This is a genomic window from Sphingomonas sp. Leaf28 (genome assembly GCF_001421685.1).
Classification (GTDB): domain Bacteria; phylum Pseudomonadota; class Alphaproteobacteria; order Sphingomonadales; family Sphingomonadaceae; genus Sphingomonas; species Sphingomonas aurantiaca.
In genome coordinates, this window is the sequence record NZ_LMKX01000008.1 from 229869 (window position 1) to 248795 (window position 18927).

The following is an 18927-nucleotide window of genomic DNA, read 5'->3' on the forward strand; positions in this document are numbered from 1 at the left end:
CTCGACCCAGGATCCAGAGTTACGCGCACCACCGTCCGTAACTCTGGGTCCTGACTTTCGTCAGGATGACGGAGGGCAGCTCAAGCCGCCACGCCCTCCAGCGCCTCGCTCGCCTCGAGCCACTTCGCCTCGCTGGCCTCCAGCTTGGCATTCACCTCGGCCCGACGCTTGCTGAGGTCCCCCATCGACATCCGCGAGAAGCGCGGCTCGGCCGTCGCCGGATCGACCATCGCGCGGTCGATCGCGTTGCGCTCCTTGGTGAACTTGGCGGTCTGCTCCTCGACCTCGCGCAGCGTCTTGCGCAGCGCCGCGTCGTTGCTCTTGGCCTCCGCCGCGGCCTTCTTGCCCGCCTTCTTGTCGGCCTTCGACGCCGCATCGCCCTTGCCGCCATCGCCCTTCAGGACGAACGCGATATAGTCGTCGAGGCTGCCGTCGAATTCCTTCGCCGTCCCGTCGTCGACCAGCACCAGCCGGTCCGCGGTCAGCTCGAGCATGTGGCGGTCATGGCTGACCAGCACGACGGCGCCGGTATAGGCGTTGAGCGCCTGCACCAGCGCCTCGCGCGCATCGACGTCGAGATGGTTGGTCGGCTCATCGAGGATCAGCAGATGCGGCGCATCGCGCGTGATCAGCGCCAGCGCCAGCCGCGCGCGCTCGCCGCCCGACAACTTGCCGACTCGAGTCGTCGCCTTGTCGCCCGAGAAGCCGAACCGCCCGAGCTGCGCGCGCACCGCCGCTGGCGTCGCGCCCTTCATCAGGTGCGACATATGCTCGATCGGCGAATCGGTCGGATCGAGTTCCTCGACCTGATACTGGGTGAAATACCCGACCTTCATCTTGCCCGACGACGCCATCTCGCCGTCCATTGGCGTCAGCTGCGCGGCGAGCAGCCGCGCGAGCGTGGTCTTGCCGTTGCCGTTGCGCCCGAGCAGCGCGACCCGGTCGTCGGGATCGAGCCGCATGTTGAGCCGCTTCAGGATCGGCACGTCCGCATAGCCCACCGTCGCCATGTCGAGCGTGATCAGCGGCGGGCGCAGCTCGGTAGGGTTGGGGAAGCCGAACGACAGCGTCGGATCGTTATAGCTCTCGGCGATCGGCTGCATCTTCGACAGCATCTTCTGGCGCGACTGCGCCTGCTTCGCGGTCGAGGCGCGTGCGGAATTCTTGGCGATATATTCCTGCAGCTTCTCGCGCTGCACCGCCTGGTTGGCGCGCGCCGCCTCGATCTGCGCGAGGCGCTCGGCGCGCTGGCGCTCGAACGCGTCATAGCCGCCCGGATACAGCGTGATCTTGCCGCCCTGCAGATGCAGGATGTGATCGACGACGTTGTTGAGGAAATCGCGCTCGTGGCTGACGACGACGATCGTCGCCTTGTAGCCCTTGAGGAAATCCTCGAGCCACATCACCGCTTCGAGATCGAGATGGTTCGACGGCTCGTCGAGCAGCAGCAGGTCCGGCTGCGAGAACAGCAAGGCGGCGAGCGCGACGCGCATCTTCCAGCCACCCGAGAAGCTGTCGAGCGTCCGCGCCTGCATGTCCTCGTCGAAACCGAGGCCGAGCAGGATCTGCGCGGCGCGTGCCGGCGCGGTGTACGCGTCGATCGCGATCAGCCGCTCATACACGTCGCCCAGGCGATCGGGATCCTCGCTCGTCTCGCTCTCGATCATCAGCGCGGCGCGCTCCAGATCGGCTTCGAGCACCGTCTCGAACGGCGTCTTCACGCCGTGCGGCGCTTCCTGCGCGAGATAGCCGATGCGCGCGCCCTTGGGCATGTCCGCCGAACCGTCATCGGGTTCGAGCTGGCCTGCGATCACGCGCACCATCGTCGACTTGCCCGCGCCGTTGCGCCCGATCAGCCCGACGCGGCTGCCCGGCGGCAACGCGGCCGTGGCGCCATCGAGGATAACGCGTCCGCCCAGGCGCACCGTGATATTGTTCAGGTTCAGCATGGCGCTGCCGTTAGCAGATGCAGCATGGTTTTGCGAGAGTGGGGGAGGGGCCGCGTTCGCGCGGCGAGCAATCAACCTAAAGAGCTAGTTCCCCCGCGAAGGCGGGGGCCCAGGATCACGAACGCCACCGTCCAAGACCCCGGCCCGCCGCCTCCGCGCGGGAGCAAGAAGGGGCCGATCCCCAAACTATCACCACCCCGGCGAAGGCCGGGGCCCAGTTGGAAAGGTCGTCGTAACGGAGCACCGCCCACCGTCAGCAACGCCCCCCAACTGGGCCCCGGCCTCGGCCGGGGAGGTGGCGAGAGCAGGACGGCAAATCACTAAAGCTCCCTCCCCTTCAGGGGAGGGTCGGGGTGGGGCATACCCCCGAATGCCACGTCCTTGGCAAAGCCCCACCCCAGCCCTCCCCTGAAGGGGAGGGAGCCGCTCAGCTTTCGTCCGAGACGACCGCGTCCAGACCCTCGCCACCGCCAAGCGTCGGCGCCCCGCGCCCGCCAACATGAACCCGAACGCCCGACACCAATCGAGCCTGCACGACCCCCGCGCTCGCAACCGTAGCGCCCGAGCGAGCCACTCCCCGGTGCACCGTCACGCCGTGCACCGCATCCACCGGCGCCGCGCCAGGCCCTGCGCCCGCATCCGCGACGTCGTCCCGATTTCCGTAATGCACCGACACCCCGGCAACCTGCGCCGCAACCGCCGTCACGCCGCTACCGGCCGAACGCGCGCCACCCCGCCAAGCAGGCTCCACCCCGGCATAGGCCTGCCGAAACGTCAGCGCCCGCTCCAGCGCCCCCTGCCAGCGATAGAAGACATGCGCCCCGATCGTCGTGATCCGCGCGAGGCTGGAGGCCCACCACGGCAAAATGCTCGTGGTATGAAACGACGTCGCCGCCCCGACCGGCGCGTAGACGCTCCCGCCCAGCGCCGCCGCCGCGACCGCCCGTGCGCGCTCCCAGGCGCCCGGTTCGCGCGCCCGCGCCATCGACCCGTCGCACGTGAAGCTGAACTGGCACCCCGTCCGCCGCTCCGCGCCCTGATAGACGACCCCGCACACGCTGTTCGGAAAGGCGCGGTCGCGCACGCGGTTGAGCACGACCTGTGCAACGGCGCGCTGGCCCTCCTCCGACTGCGATCGCGCTTCGTAATAGACCGCCGCGGTCAGGCAGTCGGCCGCCCGGCTCGCATCGTCCACGGAGCGCGCGGTGAGAAAGGGCGGGGCGACGAACGGCGTTGCGGCGGCGAGCGTCGCATCGGGCGCCGTCGTCGCGATCTTCGCCGAGATGTCGTCGGGCACATGCAACGCCATCCGGCCCAACAGTGCGCGCGCGTTGCGCTCGGGCTGGACACGTGCGATCGCCGCGGGTCGGTCGGCCGGCACGCACGACGTCGCCATCACCAACGCGGGCAGGCTGATCAGCGCATGCGGATAAAGGCCGAAACCCGAACTCTTCATCCGCCCGCTCTAGGTACGCGGGTTTAGGGACTGGTTAACGGGGGCGCTCGGAGGAGAGCACACCCCCGTCATCCCGACGAACGTCGGGACCTCGATCGGCAGGGACGGACTAGGAAGGGTGCGCCTTCAAGCTCACCGCCGTCAAACCCCCAAAGTTCGTCATCCTGACGAAAGTCAGGATCCAGAGTAACGGGCGTTGCCCTCAATGGCTCTGGATCCTGACCTTCGTCAGGATGACGGGGGAAAGATCAGTGGACGAAGCGCGCCACCACGTCGCGATACGACCGCGACACCTTCACGCTCGCCCCCGAATTGAGCACCAGGAAGCACTCGCCATTCGTATGCGGCTTAACCTGCTTCACCAGGTCCAAATTCACGATCGTCGACCGATGCACGCGCTGGAACCGGCGCGGGTCGAGCCGCTTCTCCAGGTCCTTCATCGTCTCGCGCAGGATCAGCGTGTTGTCGCCGGTATAGATGCACATGTAATCGCCGGCCGCATCGATCCGCTCGATCGTGTCGACGTCGACGCGGAAGATCTGCCCGCGATCCTTGATGTTGATGAGCTTCTCGAACCGGTTGGCGGACACCGCATCGCCGTCGGGCATGTCGGCCGCCGCATCGGGCGCCACGTCGGCGAGCACTTCGCGCAACCGGTCGACCTCCTCGACGCCCCGCTTTTCGCTCAGCCGCTGGCGGACCCGCTCGATCGTGTCGGCGAGCCGCGATTCCTCGACCGGCTTCATCAGGTAATCGACTGCCTGCGCCTCGAACGCGCGCAGTGCGTGGTCGGAATAGGCGGTGACGAACACGAACAAGGGCGGCTCGACCTCCATCAACCCCTGCACGACGGAGAAGCCGTCAAAGCCGGGCATCTGGATATCGAGGAAGACGAGATCGGGCTTGTGCGTCTTGATCGCACGAATCGCCTCGCGGCCGTTCGAGCATTTTTCGATGATCTCGACGTCTTCATGCGCCTGGAGGCGGAGCTCGAGCCCCTGGATAGCCAGCGGTTCGTCGTCGACGAGAATGGTACGGATGGTCATGCGGCCTCTCTGTTCACGTCTTCAAGCTGATACGGAATCTCGATCTCGACCGAGAAGCCGCCAGCGGGCGTGGAGCGGGTTTCGAAACGGTGGTCGGGGCCATATGCCTGAGCCAACCTGTCTCTAATATTAGCGAGCCCCACGCCTGTGGAATGGCTTGACCCGATCCGGCCCTCGATCAAGCCCGGACCGGTATCGGATACGGCGATCTGCACGCGTTCCCCGGCGAGCCGCACTTCGACATGGATATCGGCGCCCTCTTCCTGCGGCGTGACGGCATATTTGATCGCGTTCTCGACGAGCGGTTGCAGCAGCAGCGAGGGCAGGCGGGCGCGTTCGGCGCGCGGATCGATGTCGAATTTGGGGCGCATCCGGTCTTCGAAGCGCATCTTCTCGATCTCGAGATACAGCTTCAGCTGGTCGACCTCCTGCGCAACGGTGACGTGCGCGGTCGGCTCGTTCGCCAGCGTATAGCGCAGGAACGACGACAACCGGCTGAGCATCGCGTTCGCCCGCTCGGTCTGCTTCAGCAGCACCAGCGTCGAGATCGAGTTCAGCGTGTTGAATAGGAAATGCGGGTTGAGCTGATAGCGCAGCATCGCCAGCTGCGCCGACGACGCCTGGTTCTCCAGATGCTCCATCTGGTCGATCTGCTGCTCGACGATCAGGTAGAAGTTGATCCCGAAATACAGCGCCGACCAGCCGAACAGCACGGTGAAGGTCACGTACACCGACCCCAGCAGCCGGGTGAGCGTCACCCCCGGCGTCGACGTCGCGATGAACGAGAAGGTGAACGCATCGAGCACCGCGTACAGGAACGTGGCGGCGGCCAGCGTCGCGATCGTCAGGAAGATCCCGACCAGCCGGTTCATCCGCCGATACTGCCCGTACATCGTCGAGAGCAGCAGCGTGATGCAATAGCCGACGATCGCCTCGACGATCACCGGGATCACCCCGTCGAGCGACAGCCCGTTCGAGATCGACACCACGCCGCGCAGCAGCAGATAGCCACTCCAGCCGACCGCCTGCAGGATCCAGAACGCTCGCGCCTTGTTCTCGAAGAACGGCCGCGCGGTGAAGGGCAGGCGCCGGGCCGAAGTCAGGGCGGACGCGCCCGGCGAAGTAGAGGGAGTAGCCATTATGGCCTGCGCTCTTACACGCCGGCACCAGACCACGCAAAAGCTGAGGGATGCGGGCCCGGCGGCGCCCCAAACGAAAAGGGCCGCCGCTCCCGATGGAACGGCGGCCCGGTTCGACCGATCACGTCAAGCGTGGCTTAGAACGTGAAGCGTGCGCCGATACGGATCGAGTAGAGCGACTGGTTCACATACACCTGGTCAGGCTGCGGCGAGAAGGTCGTGCTGCCGCCGACCGGCGAGTAGCGATACTGTGCGCAAGCCTGTCCGGCGTTGGTCGCCACTGCGCCATAATTGCCACCGGCCGGATTGGCGGAGCCCGGTGCTACGCCCGTCGGTACCACGGCCTGCAAGCACTGCACGCGGACCACCGGGGTGTTGTACGGGAACACGTATTCGCGCTGCTGGCCCCAGTTCTTGTTCAGGAAGTTCGTGAAGTTCTCGATGTCCGCGAACAGCGTGACGCGCGAGCCGCCGACGAAAGTCGGAATCTCCTGCGCGACGTGAAGGTCGAGACGCGTGAACCACTTGGAGTTGAAGCCGTTGCGCGGCGCGGTCTTGCCACGATACTTGCCTAGCCCCGACGAGTCGATGAACGCGTTGACCGCATCGCGGACCGCCGCGCTGCTGTACGACACCTTCGCGTCGTCGAGCGTCGGCACGTACATCAGGTAGCGGTTGCCACCCGTGCCGGAGTTCGAGCTGACACCCGTGGTGCCGAACACCGACGCGCGGCCGCTGCCGTTATTGCCGAAGTCCTGGAACGTGTAGCTGAACGGATGACCGATCCGCGATTCGCCGAACAGCGCGAACGTGGTCTTGTAGTCCCCGAAGAAGGCGTGATCGTAGTTCACGCCGTACTTGAAGAAGTACTTAACCTGGTCGTTCGAGATGCCATAGGCCACGTTGTTCGGATCGACGAACGCACCGTTCGAATAGTTCGACCCTGCGGTCGACGACGTGGCCGGCGCTGCGTCCTTGACGTCCTGATAGGTGAAGCTGCCGTTGATGCTCAGCCCCGAATCCCATGCCTTCTCAAGGCGTGCGACGGCGATGTACGCGCGGCCCTTGTTGGTGTTGGTCAGCAGGATGTCGGTGTTAGTGTTGGTGCTCGTCGCACCGCCATCGATCAGGTTCTGGTAGCGCTGGCGGCCGTCTGGGGTGAGCGAACCGGCGATCGGCACCGAACGGATGTCGGTGAAATACACCTGGTCGCGAACCTTCGAGTACAGAAGGTCGGCACCGAACACCCAATCGTCGCCGAGCGGGCCAAGGTTCGCGGTGTACTCGCCCGTCAGCGTGGCGCGCCACTGCGACGGGATCTTGAAGTTCGGGTCGAGTGCGTTGACCGTCGCGTTGGCCGGCGCGGAACCGCTGGTCAGGAACGTGTTGGCCGCGGTTGGCACCGACGTCCCGGTGACGCCGGTCAGCAGCGCCGCCCCAGTTGCCGCCTGCGTGGCAGCCGGAGTGCCGGCCGGGAAGCCGTTGAACCCGGTCAGGGTGCGGCTGACGCTGAACGAGTTGGTCAGGACGCCCGTGTTCGAGAAGCTGTTCGACACATAGACGTCGGGGGTGCCGCCACCGAAGACGCCGCCGCCGCCGCGGATGCTGATACGCTGTGCAGGCTTCCAGTCGAAGCCGGCACGCGGCTGGAACAGGCCGAACCCGGAGATGTTCGCGCTGTTGTTGTTGATGTTGATGCGCTGGCCGTTGACGATCGCGCCGTTCGCATAGCGGCTGGCGAACGCAGCGCTGAGCGGCGGATTGTCGTCCATCGCATACAGGTCGTAGCGTGCACCGAAGCTGACGTTCAGCGTAGGCGTCACCTTCCACGAGTCCATCACGCCGAACGTGTAGCTCTGGTAGCCGAACTGCGCCGCGGCGGCATTGGGATCGAGTGCCGACAGCCCGTTATTGCCCACGATCGCGTTCCCGTATGCAAACGACCCCGCATTGCGGTTCTGCAGGTCGGCGATCGAGTCGAAATAATAGCTGCCCGCGCTGTTCTGCAGGAACGAGTTGAAGATCGAGACGCTCGAGACCTCGGTGAAGACGCGGACGTCATGGTCGTTCATGGTCAGGCGTGCCTGAACCAGGCCGCCCCATGTCTCGGTGCGCAATTCGTTGGTCTGACGCGAACTGTCCGGGCCGAACGACACGGTCCCGGCGTTGTTCTCGCAAGCGGTCGGCGAGACGGTCAGCCCTGCCGCCGCGACCGTGGCCGTCGGGTTGGTGCAGACGCGGAACTGCGCGAAGCCGCGGCCGAGCAACGGATCCTGGATGCGCTTGTAGTTCTTGTAGAAGCCGCGGACTTCGGTCGAGAAGCTGTCCGACCATTCCGAGTTCAGCTGTGCGACGCCCGTGTGCAGGCGGTTGCCCTGGATATAGGCGTTGGACGCCAGGCCAAGCCCGGTCGGCGCCGTCGGGAAGGTGTTCTGCAGCTGGTTAATCGCGTCGTTCGCGTAGGTGTAGGTCAGCGACAGACGCTGCCGGTCGGTGATGTTCGCATCGATCTTGGCGACGACGCGGTCGTCCTTATCGCCGAGATCACGCAGCACGCCGCCGGTGTTATAGCCATAGACCGAGTTGGCGATGGCGCTGATCTGGTCGACCTGCGATTGGGTGATGCCCGGAATGCTGGTGCCGGCATTGTTGTCGGTCGGACCCTCGGCGATCGGACGGCCGCCGCGCAGGCGCTCGCCCGCGACCATGAAGAACAGCTTGTCCTTGATGATCGGGCCGGACAGCTCTGCGCCGTAGTTCTCGGTCTTGAAGTTGGGGACGCTGACGCGCAGGTCCTTGGTGCGCTTGCCGACGAACTCGTCGCGCGACTGCGAATAGAAGCCGGTGCCGTGGAATTCGTTTGTGCCCGACTTCAGCACGATGTTGATCGCGCCGCCCTGGAAATTGCCCTGGCGAACGTCATAGGGTGCAACCTGCGCCTGGAACTGGCCGATCGCATCGAGGGGGATCGGCGAACGGCGGCTGGGAAGGCCGTCGCTGTTCAGACCGAAATTGTCGCTGACCGACACGCCGTCGACGGTGAAGCGGTTATAGCGCGCATTCTGGCCGGCGAACGAGACCGAACGGCCGCCCGAGGGGCTGTCGTCGAGACGCGCGAACGGATCGCGACGCTCGAGATCGCGGATGTCGCGGTTGACCGAGGCGATGTTGGCGATCTCGCGGGCGTTGAGGACGGTCGTCGGCCCCTGCGAGATCGAGCGCGCATTGGGCAGGCTCGCGGCGGTCACGACGATCTCGTCAGCGCCGCCGGCGACATCGGCGGCCAGCTCGACGGGCAGGTCGAATGCCTGCGCGACGGTGATGTTGACGTCGGTAACCTGCTTGCTGCCATAGCCGGCGGCAGCGACGGAGACGGTGTAGGGGCCGCCTGGGCGAAGGCCGTTGACGTTGAACGTGCCCGACCCATCGGTGGTTGCGGTCGAACGCGAACCCGTCGCCGAGCTCGTGATCTCGACCGTCGCGCCGTTGATCGGCGCGCCGTCGGCGGTCACGGTGCCGCGGATCGACGAGGTCGTCTCCTGTGCCGATGCCGCCATCGGTGCGACGAGCGCAACGACTGCTACACCCAGGAAAAGGTTGTTCCGCATCAGTAATTACCCCTTGTTGAGCCTGCGGCCCCGAATTTCGCGACTTCATGTCGTGTTAATCCGGCCCTGCACCGGGAATATTTCGGATATGTGACATTGGCGAGTCGGGAAGTGTCACAGACACACTCGGTCGTGTTGCGTTGCAAAATAGCAACGCAATTGGACCCATCTGTCGGGGCCGGGAACCAACGCCGCCATGAGGCGTGCGCTCGGCGTCAGCCCGCGGCGGCGACGATCTCCGCCCATTCGGCTTCGGTGATCACGCGGATGCCGAGATCGGTGGCTTTCTTCAGCTTCGAGCCTGCGCCCGGCCCGGCGATCACGAGTCCGGTCTTGCTCGAGACCGACGCGGCGACTCGCGCCCCCAGCGCTTCCGCCTGCGCCTTGGCCTCGTCACGGCTGAGCGTCTCCAGGCTGCCGGTGAAGACGAGGATCTGCCCGGTCACCGGCGACTCGCGAGTCTCGTGGACGACGTCGGCGGGCTTCACCTCGCGCAACAGGTCGAACACGACGCGGCGGTTGTGCGGCTCGGCGCAGAAACCGACGAGCGCACTCGCCACCTCGGGGCCGATCCCCGCGGTCTCGATCGCGCCGACCAGCAGCTTGTCGCGGCGGAGCACGAATTTCCGCTCGGGTTCGCCGATGACCGGTTCGATCTGGCTGCGCAGGAATACCGCATGACGCAGCACGCTGCCGAGCGCCTTCGCCGACATATAGCGTCGCGCAAGATCACGCGCGGTAATCTCGCCGACGTGGCGGATCCCGAGCGAGAACAGGAACCGGTCGAGCGGGATCGTCCGCTTGGTTTCGATCGCCGCGATCACCTTCGCCGCCCAGACCCGCCCGTCCTTCTTGCGCGCGGCGAGCTGTTCCTCGGTCAGGCGGAAGATATCGGCAGGCGATTCGATCAGCCCGTCGCGGAAGAACGCCTCGATCAGCGTCTGGCCGAGCCCGCCAATGTCGAACGCATGGCGCGACGCGAAATGGATCAGCCGCTCGACCCGCTGCGCCGGGCAGATCAGCCCGCCGGTGCAGCGATAGACGACCTCGCCCTCCTCGCGCTCGGCGGCGGACCCGCATTCGGGGCAGCTATGCGGGAAGACATACGCGTCGCGTTCCGCATCGGGGGTCAGATTCTCGACGATCTGCGGGATCACGTCGCCCGCGCGCTGCACCAGCACGCGGTCGCCCGGCCGCACGCCGAGTCGCTCGATCTCGTCGGCATTGTGCAGCGTCGCGTTGGTCACGACGACGCCGCCGACGGTGACGGGGGAGAGCCGCGCGACCGGAGTCATCGCGCCGGTCCGCCCGACCTGGATGTCGATCCGCTCGAGCAATGTCTGCGCGCGCTCGGCCGGAAACTTGTGCGCGATCGCCCAGCGCGGTGCCTTGGCGACCTGACCCAGCCGCGCCTGCCAGTCGAGCCGGTCGACCTTATAGACCACGCCGTCGATATCGAACGGCAGGTCGGCGCGCTCGGCTTCGATGGTCCGATACACGGCGAGCGCCGCCGCCGTCCCCTCGACCCGCGCAAACCCGTCGGCGATCGGAAAGCCCCAGCCGCGCAACGTGTCGACCACATCGGCCTGCGTCTCGCCGGGCACGACGCTCGCCTCGCCCCAGCCATGCGCGAGGAACCGGAGCGTCCGGCTCGCGGTGACGGTCGCATCCTTCTGGCGCAGCGATCCGGCGGCGGCGTTCCGCGGATTGGCGAACTGCCGCGCGTCCTTGCCGGTCTCCTCGGCCTCGGCGAGCAGCCGCGCATTGAGCGCGGCGAAGTCGTCCTTCGCCATATACACCTCGCCGCGAACCTCGAAGACCGCGGGGATGCTCTCCCTCTCGTGTTCCCCCGCGAAGGCGGGGGCCCAGTCTGGGCCCCCGCCTTCGCGGGGGAACAAGGTTTGGGGAATGTCAGCAATGGTTCTCACATTGGCGGTAACATCCTCGCCGACCTGCCCATCGCCGCGGGTGAGCGCCTGCACCAGCCGCCCTTCTTCATAGCGCAGCGAACACGACAGCCCGTCGATCTTCGGCTCCGCGGTCAGCGCCACGGGCGCGTCGTCCGCCAGCTTCAGGAACCGGCGCACGCGCGCGACGAACTCCTCGACCTCCTCGTCCGCGAACGCATTGTCGAGGCTCATCATCGCCTTGGCATGCGCGACCTTGGCCAGATGCCCGGCAGGCGCCGCGCCGACCGTCCGGCTCGGCGAATCGCTCCGCACCGCCGCCGGAAAGGCCGTCTCGATCGCCGCATTGCGCCGCACCAGCGCGTCATACTCGGCATCGCTGATCTCGGGCGAGTCGTCGGTGTGATAGCGCGCGTTGTGATACGCGATCTGCGCGGCGAGCGCCTCCAGTTCGGTGGCGGCTTCGGTCTCGTTCGCGGGAAGGTCAGGCATCGCGCCGGGTTAGGGGAGGGGGCCACCTTTCGACAAGACCTGGATCAACATGGCGTGAACATTCGCGCGACTTGCGCGCTGACATTCCAGGACAATTTTTCGCAGGATCCGCCATCATGACCGACACCAACCGTCGCGACCTCTTCAAGGGCGCCGCCGTCACCGGCCTCGCCGCCGCCGCCGCGCCGGCGTTCGCGCAAGGCCAGGCGCCGCTCGCCGATCCGCAGACGCGCTTCGTCTCGACGCCCTTCCCCGAACAGCGCCAGAAATGGCCCGCGCTCCAGCGCGACATGCGCCCGGTCCCCGATTGCGGCGAGGCCAGCTATCGCGGCTCGGGGCGGCTCGCGGGCCGCAAGGCGCTGGTCACCGGCGGCGACTCCGGGATCGGTCGCGCGGCGGTGATCGCGTTCGCGCGCGAAGGCGCCGACGTCGCGATCAATTACTACCCGACCGAGGAACCCGACGCGCAGGACGTCGCCAAGCTGCTCCGCGCGGAAGGGCGCAAGGTCGTGCTGATCCCCGGCGACCTGACCGATGCGAAATTCTGCACCGACCTGATCGCGCGCGCCGCACGCGAACTCGGCGGGCTCGACATTCTCGTCAACAACGCTGCGTATCAGCAGTCGAAGGCCTCGATCGCCGAGATCAGCTTCGAGCAGTTCGACCGGACGATGAAGACCAACGTCTATGCGATGTTCCACCTGTGCAAGGCGGCGATCCCGCTGATGAAGCCGGGCGCGTCGATCATCAACACGGGGTCGGTCAACTCGGTCGATCCGGGCGAGGAACTGCTCGATTATGCGACCACCAAGGGGGCGATCCTGATCTTCACCAAGGGGCTCGCCAAGCAGCTCGGGAAGAAGGGCATTCGCGTCAACATGATCGCGCCGGGCCCGGTCTGGACGCCGCTCCAGGTCGCTGGCGGCCAGCTGCCGGGCAAGATGGGCGAGTTCGGCCAGGACACGCCGCTCGGTCGCGCCGGCCAGCCCGCCGAACTCGCGTCGCTGTTCGTGACGCTGGCGGAGACGGGCACGAGCTTCACCAGCGGCAGCGCGTTCGCGGCGACCGGCGGCAGCGGCGTGCTGTAGTCCTACTGACGATTCTCCCCCGTAAGGGGGAGGTGGCACCGAAGGTGACGGAGGGGGAGGACACGGAGCAGACGTTATCCCGTCCTTCCCTCCGTCTGGCAAGCGCCAGCCACCTCCCCCCGGCGGGGGAGGATCAGAAACCGCAAAACCTAACGTTACCCTCTGAGCTCCACCCCGGCGAAGGCCGGGGCCCAGTTGGGAAGGTCGTAGTAACGGAGCAATGCGCGCGGTTATCACCGTCCCCCAACTGGGCCCCGGCCTCCGCCGGGGTGGTAATACTCTGGAGGTGGCGAAACCGAACTCACCCCTTGCCCAGCCGCCGCAACCCCTCCGCATCCACCACCCGGATCCGCGCATACGCCAGCGCGATCACCCCCTCGCGCTCCATCGCCTTCAGCGCCTTGTTCAGCGTCTGCCGCGACACCCCGATCATCGCAGCGATATCCTCCTGGCGCAGCGCGACGCTGTCCCCGCCCGCCGCGCGCACCATCCCCCCCAGCGTCCGCGCGAGCCGCACCGGGATCGGCTGCGCCAGCGTGTTCATCATGAACGCCAGCGACGCACGCTGGTGCGCGCACGCCAGCAGCGCGATGTCCCACCACAATTCGGGCGTGGCGCCCGCCAGCCGTCGGAACGCCTCGATCCCGATATGCAGCACCCGCGCCGCGCCGAACGCGATCGCATCGTGCGGCCTCGGCCCCGCGTCGAGCGTCGACAGCTCGCCGAACCACGTTCCCGGCCCCATCATCAGCACCACCAGCTCGGCGCCGACAGCGGGATAGCCGATCAAACGGACCTGTCCGTCGAGCACCGCCCACAACCCGTCGGGCGGATCGCCGACGCCGTACAGCCGCGTCCCCGCCGCGACCGACCGGATGCTCGCCTGCGCCAGCAACAGCGCGCGGCGCTCGGCCGGTACCGCGCCGAACCACGGGTCCGCATCGAGCAGGGCATGATCGGCCGCAAGCATGGCCGCGAGTGTCGATCCTTTGCGAGGATTGTCAATCTGGCGACATTCTGGCGACCGGCGTCGTGCTAGCCATCGATGATAATAAAAGGAGATGGATGATGGCGACTGCGCTGAGACCCGAACCGACCGTCCGCGATCGCGTGTCGCCCGAGGAATGTGCGCTCCGCGTCGATCTCGCCGCCGCATACCGTCTGGTCGCGCATTATGGCTGGGACGATCTGATCTTCACGCATCTGTCGGCGCGCGTGCCCGGCCCCGAGCATCATTTTCTCATCAACCCCTACACGCACATGTTCGAGGAGATCACCGCCTCGTCGCTCGTCAAGATCGACGTCAACGGCGACAAGGTCATGGACACGCCCGCGCCGGTCAACCGCGCCGGTTTCGTGATCCACTCTGCGATCCACGCCGCGCGCGACGATGCGGTCGCGGTGCTGCATCTGCACACGCCGCACGGCCAGGCCGTGTCGGCGATGGCGGAGGGGCTGCTTCCGCACACGCAGACCGCGATGATCGCCGGGCACGACGTAGCGTATCACGACTTCGAGGGCATCGCGACCGAGCTCGAGGAGCGCGAGCGGCTGGTCGAGGATCTCGGCACCAAGCACAGCATGATCCTGCGCAACCACGGCACGCTGACGGTCGGCGACTCGATCCCGCAGGCGTTCCTGCGCATGTATTTCCTCGAACGCGCGTGCGAGGCGCAGGTGCTGATGCTGAGCGCCGGCCGCGAGAATCTCAACACGCCGAACCAGGGTGTGGCGGAGAAGGTCGAGGGCCAGTCGAGCGGTCCCGGCATGCGGATGCTCGCGGACGGCCTCGCCTGGCCGGCGCTGCTCCGCAAACTCGACCGGATCGACCCGAGCTTCCGCGACTAGGGCGGGCGCGACTGGAATAGAGGCCACCACCCCGGCGAAGGCCGGGGCCCAGTTGGAAAGGTCGTTGTAACGGTTCGCGGCATTCGCCAATGACCGTATCCCAACTGTGCCCCGGCCTCCGCCGGGGTGGTTGCAAGCGAGGGTACGATGAGAAAATCGTCGGTGATCGTGATCGCGCTAAGCCTCGCCACCCCAGCCATCGCCCAGCAAACCCATGTCTCGCCCAAGCCAGCCCCCGCGATTGGCTATGACTGGAACGACGAGTCCTCCGCCGACGACCGAGTCCAGCAATCGCTATGGCCCCGCTCGGACGCCAGCGCGGCCGGCCTCGACGACATGATCCACGCCGAGCAGGCGCCGGTCCACGCCGCGATCCGCGAAGACGGCGGCATCGGCACCCGCGCGCTGCACGGCCTGCGCAAAGTCGGCGGCGACTCCATCGTCGTGCCCGTGCTCAAGATCCACCTCGGCCACCCGCGACACGAGACGCCCTGAGAGCCCGAGCCCTTACCGTTCTCCCGCGAAGGCGGGAGCCCAGGCTCACACACAACCGATTGTTACGCTGGCCCCGTGGGGGGAACGAGAAGGTCGAGGAAACACAGCCGATCAGGCCAAGCCTCCGACCACACCTCAGGCCCGCTCGAGCAACCGCTCCGCCTGCGCGCGCGCCTCGTCGGTGATCATCGCCCCCGACAGCATCCGCGCAATCTCCTCGCGCCGCTCGTCCTCGGACAGCGCACGCACGCCCGTCCGCGTGACCGTCCCGTCGTTGCTCTTCGCGATCAGCAGATGCTTCGCGCCGCGCGCCGCAACCTGCGGGCTGTGCGTGACCACCAGCAGCTGCGTGCTCTGCGCCAGCCGCGCGAGTCGTTCGCCGATCGCGCTGGCCACCGCGCCGCCGACGCCGCGATCGATCTCGTCGAACACCATCGTCGACGCGCCGCCCTCTTCCGCCAGCGCCACCTTCAGCGCGAGGATGAAGCGCGACAATTCGCCGCCCGACGCGATCTTGGTCAGCGCCGCGAACGGCGCACCCGGATTGGTCGAGATCTCGAACTCGACGCGGTCCTTGCCCGCCGAAGACCAGCCCTCTTCGCCGAGCGCCGCCACCACCGTCTGGAACCGCGCCGCATCCAGCTTCAACGGCGCGAGCTCGCCCGCCACCGCGACATCGAGACGCTTGGCCGCCGCCAGCCGCCGCTTGGTCAGCGCATCCGCGGCCGTATCATACGCCTTGCGCGTCGACGCCACGCGCGCTTCCAGCACCGCGATCCCGCCTTCACCCGCATCGAGCCGTTCCAGCCGCGCGCGCATCTCGTCCGCCAGCGCGGCCAGATCGTCCGGCTGCACGCGGTGCTTGCGCGCCATCGCGCGCAGCTCGAACAGCCGCGCCTCGTCATCCTCCAGCGCGCGCGGGTCATAAGCGAGCTCGGCGCGCGCATCGCGCAACTGCTCCTCGGCCACCGACGCCTCGATCACCGCGCGGTCGACCGCCGCGAGCGCCTCGCCCAGCGCCGCATGATCCTCCGCGATCCGCTCCAGCACGCGGGCCGCCTGGCGCAGCTTCGCCAGCCCGCCGTCCTTTCCCTCGAGAAAATCGTCGATCGCGGCCAGATCGTCGGCGATCTTCTCCGCGCGCTGCATCGATCGCCGCGTATCCGCCAGCGTCTCTTCCTCGCCCGCGACCGGCGCCAGTGCGGTCAGCTCGGCGACGGTATGCTCCAGCCACTCGCGATCGCGCGCCGCCGTCTCGATATCGGCGCGCGCGGCGGCAAGCTCCGCCTCGGCCGCACGAAACCCCGCATAGGCCTTGCCCGTAGCGCCCGGCTCGGTCCGCCCGAAAATATCGAGCAGCGCGCGATGCCCGCGCGCGTTGAGCAACCCGCGCTCGTCATGCTGGCCGTGGATCTCGACCAGATGCGGCGCCATCTCGCGCAGCAGCCCCGCCGACGCGGGCTGGTCGTTGACGAACCCTCGACTGCCGCCGTCCGCCTTGACGATCCGCCGCACGATCAGCGGCTCGCCGCGCTCGATCTCGAGCCCGTTCTCGTCGAACAGCAGCGCGAGCGGCGATTCGGGGGCAGGGGCGTCGAACGTCGCGGTGACGACCGCCTGCGCAGCACCATGCCGCACCAGCCCGCTGTCGCCGCGTCCGCCAAGCGCCAGCCCCAGCGCATCGAGCAGGATCGACTTGCCCGCCCCGGTCTCGCCGGTCAGCACGCCGAGCCCTTCGCCGAATCCCAGATCCAGCGCCTCGATGAGCACCACGTCGCGAATGGAAAGATCGGTCAGCATCGCGCGCGTCTTAGCCGATCCGCGCGTGAAGGTGATCCCCCATTGTTCTCATCGCGGATTTTGCGATCAGCTACCGGGGCCGGTCCGCGTCGCGCTGCCCGGACCGACGGGGGCGGGGCTCGAAATGCTGCCCGCGCCGGTGCCGCCGGTGTTGCCGTTGGCCTTGGGAAGCTCCAGCGCGCCGGTACCCGGCGTCCCCGCGGTACCCGTCGCCACCACCGGCTCACCGGGCGCGAGCGGGGCGATCGGCTTGACCGGATGGTCGCGCATCAGCTTGTAGGCGTGATCATACCAGTCGGTGCCGGGATAGTTGCGCCCGAGCACCGCCGCGGCCTTCTCGGCCTCGATCGGCACGCCGAGCTGCAGATACGTCTCGGTCAGCCGCATCAGCGCCTCGGGCGTGTGCGTGGTCTGCTGGAACTTGTCGATCACCGTGCGGAACCGGCCGTTCGCCGCGAGCCACTGGCCGCGCGTCTCGTAGAAGCGGCCGATCTCCATCTCCTTGCCCGCGAGATGGTCGTTGACCAGATCGATCTTCAGCCGCGCATCCGACGCATAGCGCGTGTTCGGATAGCGCCGCATCAGCTCGCCGAGCGAATCGAGCGCCTGGCGCGTGATCTTCTGGTCGCGAGTCACGTCGGTGATCTGCTCGTAATAGCCGAGCGCGATCAGGTAATAGGCGTACGGCGCGTCGCGGTTGCCCGGATGGACCGCCAGGAAGCGCTGCGCCGAGCTGATCGACGCGGTGTAGTCCTTGGCGAGGTAATAGCTGAATGCCGACATGATCTGCGCGCGGCGCGCCCAGATCGAATAGGGATGCTGGCGCTCTACCTCGTCGAACAGCTGGGCCGCCTCCTTGTAGCGCGCCTGGTCGAGCCGCTGCTTGGCGGTCGAGTACAGCGTGCCCACGTCGCGCGCGACATAGGGGAGGTCGCCCTTGGCGGCGCGGCCACCCGCACAACCGGCTATGGGGAGCGCAAGCGCGGCGATGAGCGTGACCGCGAGGGCACGAGACTGGGTGATACGCATCGGCGTGATCCTTAGCGTAAGCGGATAGCCGCGAACAATCCTTTTCGCCGGGTCGCTCTTGCCCCTTCCCGCCAACCGGATCGCACGGCAATAGTCGCGCGTTGGCGTCACGCCATTGTTATCGAGGATCATGTCATGCCGGCCACATTGTTGCACACCCACCGCGTCGAAAAGCCTTGGGGTCGCGACACGCTCTGGCCCGGCTTCGAGGATCCCGCCGCGGGCTCGCCGCCGATCGGCGAAGTCTGGTTCCAGGAGCCCGGCAACACCACGCCCGACCTGCTGATCAAATATCTGTTCACCAGCGAGAAGCTGTCGGTGCAGGTCCATCCCGATGACGAGCAGGCGCATGCGCGTGGCCTGCCGCGCGGCAAGGACGAGTGCTGGACGATCCTCGCCGCCGAGCCGACCTCGACGATCGCGGTCGGCACGAAGGCGCCGATGTCGAAGGACGACCTGCGTGCCTCGGCGATCGACGGCACGATCGAGGACAAGCTCGACTGGAAGCCCGTCCAGCCCGGCGACTTCATGTATTGCGCGTCGGACACGATCCACGCGATCGGCGGCGGGCTGACCGTGATCGAGGTCCAGCAGAATTCGGAGACCACCTACCGGCTCTACGATTACGGCAGCGACCGCGAACTCCACCTCAAGGACGGCATCGATGTCGCCGATCCGACGCCCTACGTCCCCGTCGCGCCGCCGATCGAGGTCGAGACCGGCCGGACGATCATGGTCGAGGGCCCCAAGTTCGTGCTCGAGCGCTGGAAGGGCGGCGACCATGTCGTCAACCTGCCCGAGGGTACGACCGGCTGGGTGATCCCGATCACCGGCTCAGGGCATGTCGCCGGCGTGGCGTTCAAGGCGGGCGAATGCGCGACGATGACGGGCAGCGAAACCGTCTCGACCAGCGCCGACGCCGACGTCCTGTTCGCCTATCCCCTCGCCAAGCGGATCTGAAGAAAGAGAATGTTCTCCCGCGAAGGCGGGAGACCAGCCCGTGTCCCCGCCTTCGCGGGGACACAAGGTGAGGGCGACGCCCCCCCAACCGCCACCACCCCGGCGAAGGC

Annotated in this window: 13 protein-coding genes; 4 read left to right on the forward strand and 9 right to left on the reverse strand. The window is 67.2% G+C overall.

Translation table 11 applies throughout. From position 1 onward, the window contains the following. Positions 1-80: 80 nt before the first annotated feature. The 6 genes from ASE79_RS11520 to ligA all read right to left on the reverse strand — a co-directional run bounded on the left by ASE79_RS11520 (position 81) and on the right by ligA (position 11597). A complete protein-coding gene (locus tag ASE79_RS11520; RefSeq protein WP_055873815.1) occupies positions 81-1949 on the reverse strand; it encodes an ABC-F family ATP-binding cassette domain-containing protein in 1869 nt (622 codons plus the stop codon). Between the two features lie 427 nt (positions 1950-2376). Next, positions 2377-3405, reverse strand: coding sequence for a cell wall hydrolase (locus ASE79_RS11525; RefSeq protein ID WP_056416407.1), 1029 nt, complete (start codon positions 3403-3405; stop codon positions 2377-2379). Positions 3406-3653: 248 nt separating this feature from the next. Further along, positions 3654-4451, reverse strand: a complete 798-nt coding sequence (locus tag ASE79_RS11530; RefSeq protein ID WP_031393111.1) for a LytR/AlgR family response regulator transcription factor — start codon at positions 4449-4451, stop codon at positions 3654-3656. Then, positions 4448-5590, reverse strand: coding sequence for a sensor histidine kinase (locus ASE79_RS11535; RefSeq protein WP_082445265.1), 1143 nt, complete (start codon positions 5588-5590; stop codon positions 4448-4450). Before ASE79_RS11535 ends, ASE79_RS11530 begins: the two co-directional genes overlap by 4 nt. 137 nt (positions 5591-5727) lie before the next feature. Further along, entirely contained in the window at positions 5728-9198 is a 3471-nt protein-coding gene (locus ASE79_RS11540; protein ID WP_056416410.1) for a TonB-dependent receptor, read from the reverse strand. Between the two features lie 215 nt (positions 9199-9413). Beyond that, positions 9414-11597, reverse strand: coding sequence for an NAD-dependent DNA ligase LigA (gene ligA, locus ASE79_RS11545; RefSeq protein WP_056416413.1), 2184 nt, complete (start codon positions 11595-11597; stop codon positions 9414-9416). A 116-nt stretch (positions 11598-11713) separates the two neighbouring features. Here ligA and ASE79_RS11550 point away from each other — a divergent pair, with 116 nt between their 5' ends. Then, positions 11714-12685 (forward strand): SDR family oxidoreductase, encoded by a 972-nt coding sequence (locus ASE79_RS11550; RefSeq protein ID WP_056416417.1) that lies wholly within the window; start codon positions 11714-11716, stop codon positions 12683-12685. A gap of 301 nt (positions 12686-12986) precedes the next feature. On the opposite strand, the gene ASE79_RS11555 is transcribed toward ASE79_RS11550, so the two are convergent. After that, entirely contained in the window at positions 12987-13655 is a 669-nt protein-coding gene (locus ASE79_RS11555; protein ID WP_056416420.1) for a Crp/Fnr family transcriptional regulator, read from the reverse strand. A gap of 98 nt (positions 13656-13753) precedes the next feature. On the opposite strand from ASE79_RS11555, the gene ASE79_RS11560 reads away from it, so the two are divergent. Both ASE79_RS11560 and ASE79_RS11565 read left to right on the forward strand, forming a co-directional pair. After that, positions 13754-14533 (forward strand): class II aldolase/adducin family protein, encoded by a 780-nt coding sequence (locus tag ASE79_RS11560; RefSeq protein ID WP_056417245.1) that lies wholly within the window; start codon positions 13754-13756, stop codon positions 14531-14533. 147 nt (positions 14534-14680) lie between these two features. Further along, entirely contained in the window at positions 14681-15028 is a 348-nt protein-coding gene (locus ASE79_RS11565) for a hypothetical protein (RefSeq protein WP_156359667.1), read from the forward strand. A gap of 135 nt (positions 15029-15163) precedes the next feature. Here ASE79_RS11565 and recN read toward each other — a convergent pair whose 3' ends face one another. Together recN and ASE79_RS11575 are read right to left on the reverse strand one after the other, a co-directional pair. Further along, on the reverse strand, positions 15164-16828 hold the full coding sequence (gene recN, locus ASE79_RS11570; protein WP_056416425.1) for a DNA repair protein RecN: 1665 nt from the start codon (positions 16826-16828) through the stop codon (positions 15164-15166). Between the two features lie 66 nt (positions 16829-16894). Further along, complete coding sequence (locus ASE79_RS11575; protein ID WP_082445294.1) at positions 16895-17857, reverse strand: outer membrane protein assembly factor BamD; 963 nt, start codon at positions 17855-17857, stop codon at positions 16895-16897. A gap of 135 nt (positions 17858-17992) precedes the next feature. Between ASE79_RS11575 and ASE79_RS11580 the strand changes: the two genes are divergently transcribed. Further along, positions 17993-18817 (forward strand): class I mannose-6-phosphate isomerase, encoded by an 825-nt coding sequence (locus ASE79_RS11580; protein WP_056416428.1) that lies wholly within the window; start codon positions 17993-17995, stop codon positions 18815-18817. Positions 18818-18927 lie beyond the last annotated feature (110 nt).

What these genes read in the sequence shown, in the direction of transcription:
- ASE79_RS11520 (WP_055873815.1), bottom strand. Translation starts at nt 1,949, where the DNA reads ATGCTGAACCTGAACAATATCACGGTGCGCCTGGGCGGACGCGTTATC.
- ASE79_RS11525 (WP_056416407.1), bottom strand. Translation starts at nt 3,405, where the DNA reads ATGAAGAGTTCGGGTTTCGGCCTTTATCCGCATGCGCTGATCAGCCTG.
- ASE79_RS11530 (WP_031393111.1), bottom strand. Translation starts at nt 4,451, where the DNA reads ATGACCATCCGTACCATTCTCGTCGACGACGAACCGCTGGCTATCCAG.
- ASE79_RS11535 (WP_082445265.1), bottom strand. Translation starts at nt 5,590, where the DNA reads ATGGCTACTCCCTCTACTTCGCCGGGCGCGTCCGCCCTGACTTCGGCC.
- ASE79_RS11540 (WP_056416410.1), bottom strand. Translation starts at nt 9,198, where the DNA reads ATGCGGAACAACCTTTTCCTGGGTGTAGCAGTCGTTGCGCTCGTCGCA.
- ligA (WP_056416413.1), bottom strand. Translation starts at nt 11,597, where the DNA reads ATGCCTGACCTTCCCGCGAACGAGACCGAAGCCGCCACCGAACTGGAG.
- ASE79_RS11550 (WP_056416417.1), top strand. Translation starts at nt 11,714, where the DNA reads ATGACCGACACCAACCGTCGCGACCTCTTCAAGGGCGCCGCCGTCACC.
- ASE79_RS11555 (WP_056416420.1), bottom strand. Translation starts at nt 13,655, where the DNA reads ATGCTTGCGGCCGATCATGCCCTGCTCGATGCGGACCCGTGGTTCGGC.
- ASE79_RS11560 (WP_056417245.1), top strand. Translation starts at nt 13,754, where the DNA reads ATGGCGACTGCGCTGAGACCCGAACCGACCGTCCGCGATCGCGTGTCG.
- ASE79_RS11565 (WP_156359667.1), top strand. Translation starts at nt 14,681, where the DNA reads ATGAGAAAATCGTCGGTGATCGTGATCGCGCTAAGCCTCGCCACCCCA.
- recN (WP_056416425.1), bottom strand. Translation starts at nt 16,828, where the DNA reads ATGCTGACCGATCTTTCCATTCGCGACGTGGTGCTCATCGAGGCGCTG.
- ASE79_RS11575 (WP_082445294.1), bottom strand. Translation starts at nt 17,857, where the DNA reads ATGCGTATCACCCAGTCTCGTGCCCTCGCGGTCACGCTCATCGCCGCG.
- ASE79_RS11580 (WP_056416428.1), top strand. Translation starts at nt 17,993, where the DNA reads ATGCCGGCCACATTGTTGCACACCCACCGCGTCGAAAAGCCTTGGGGT.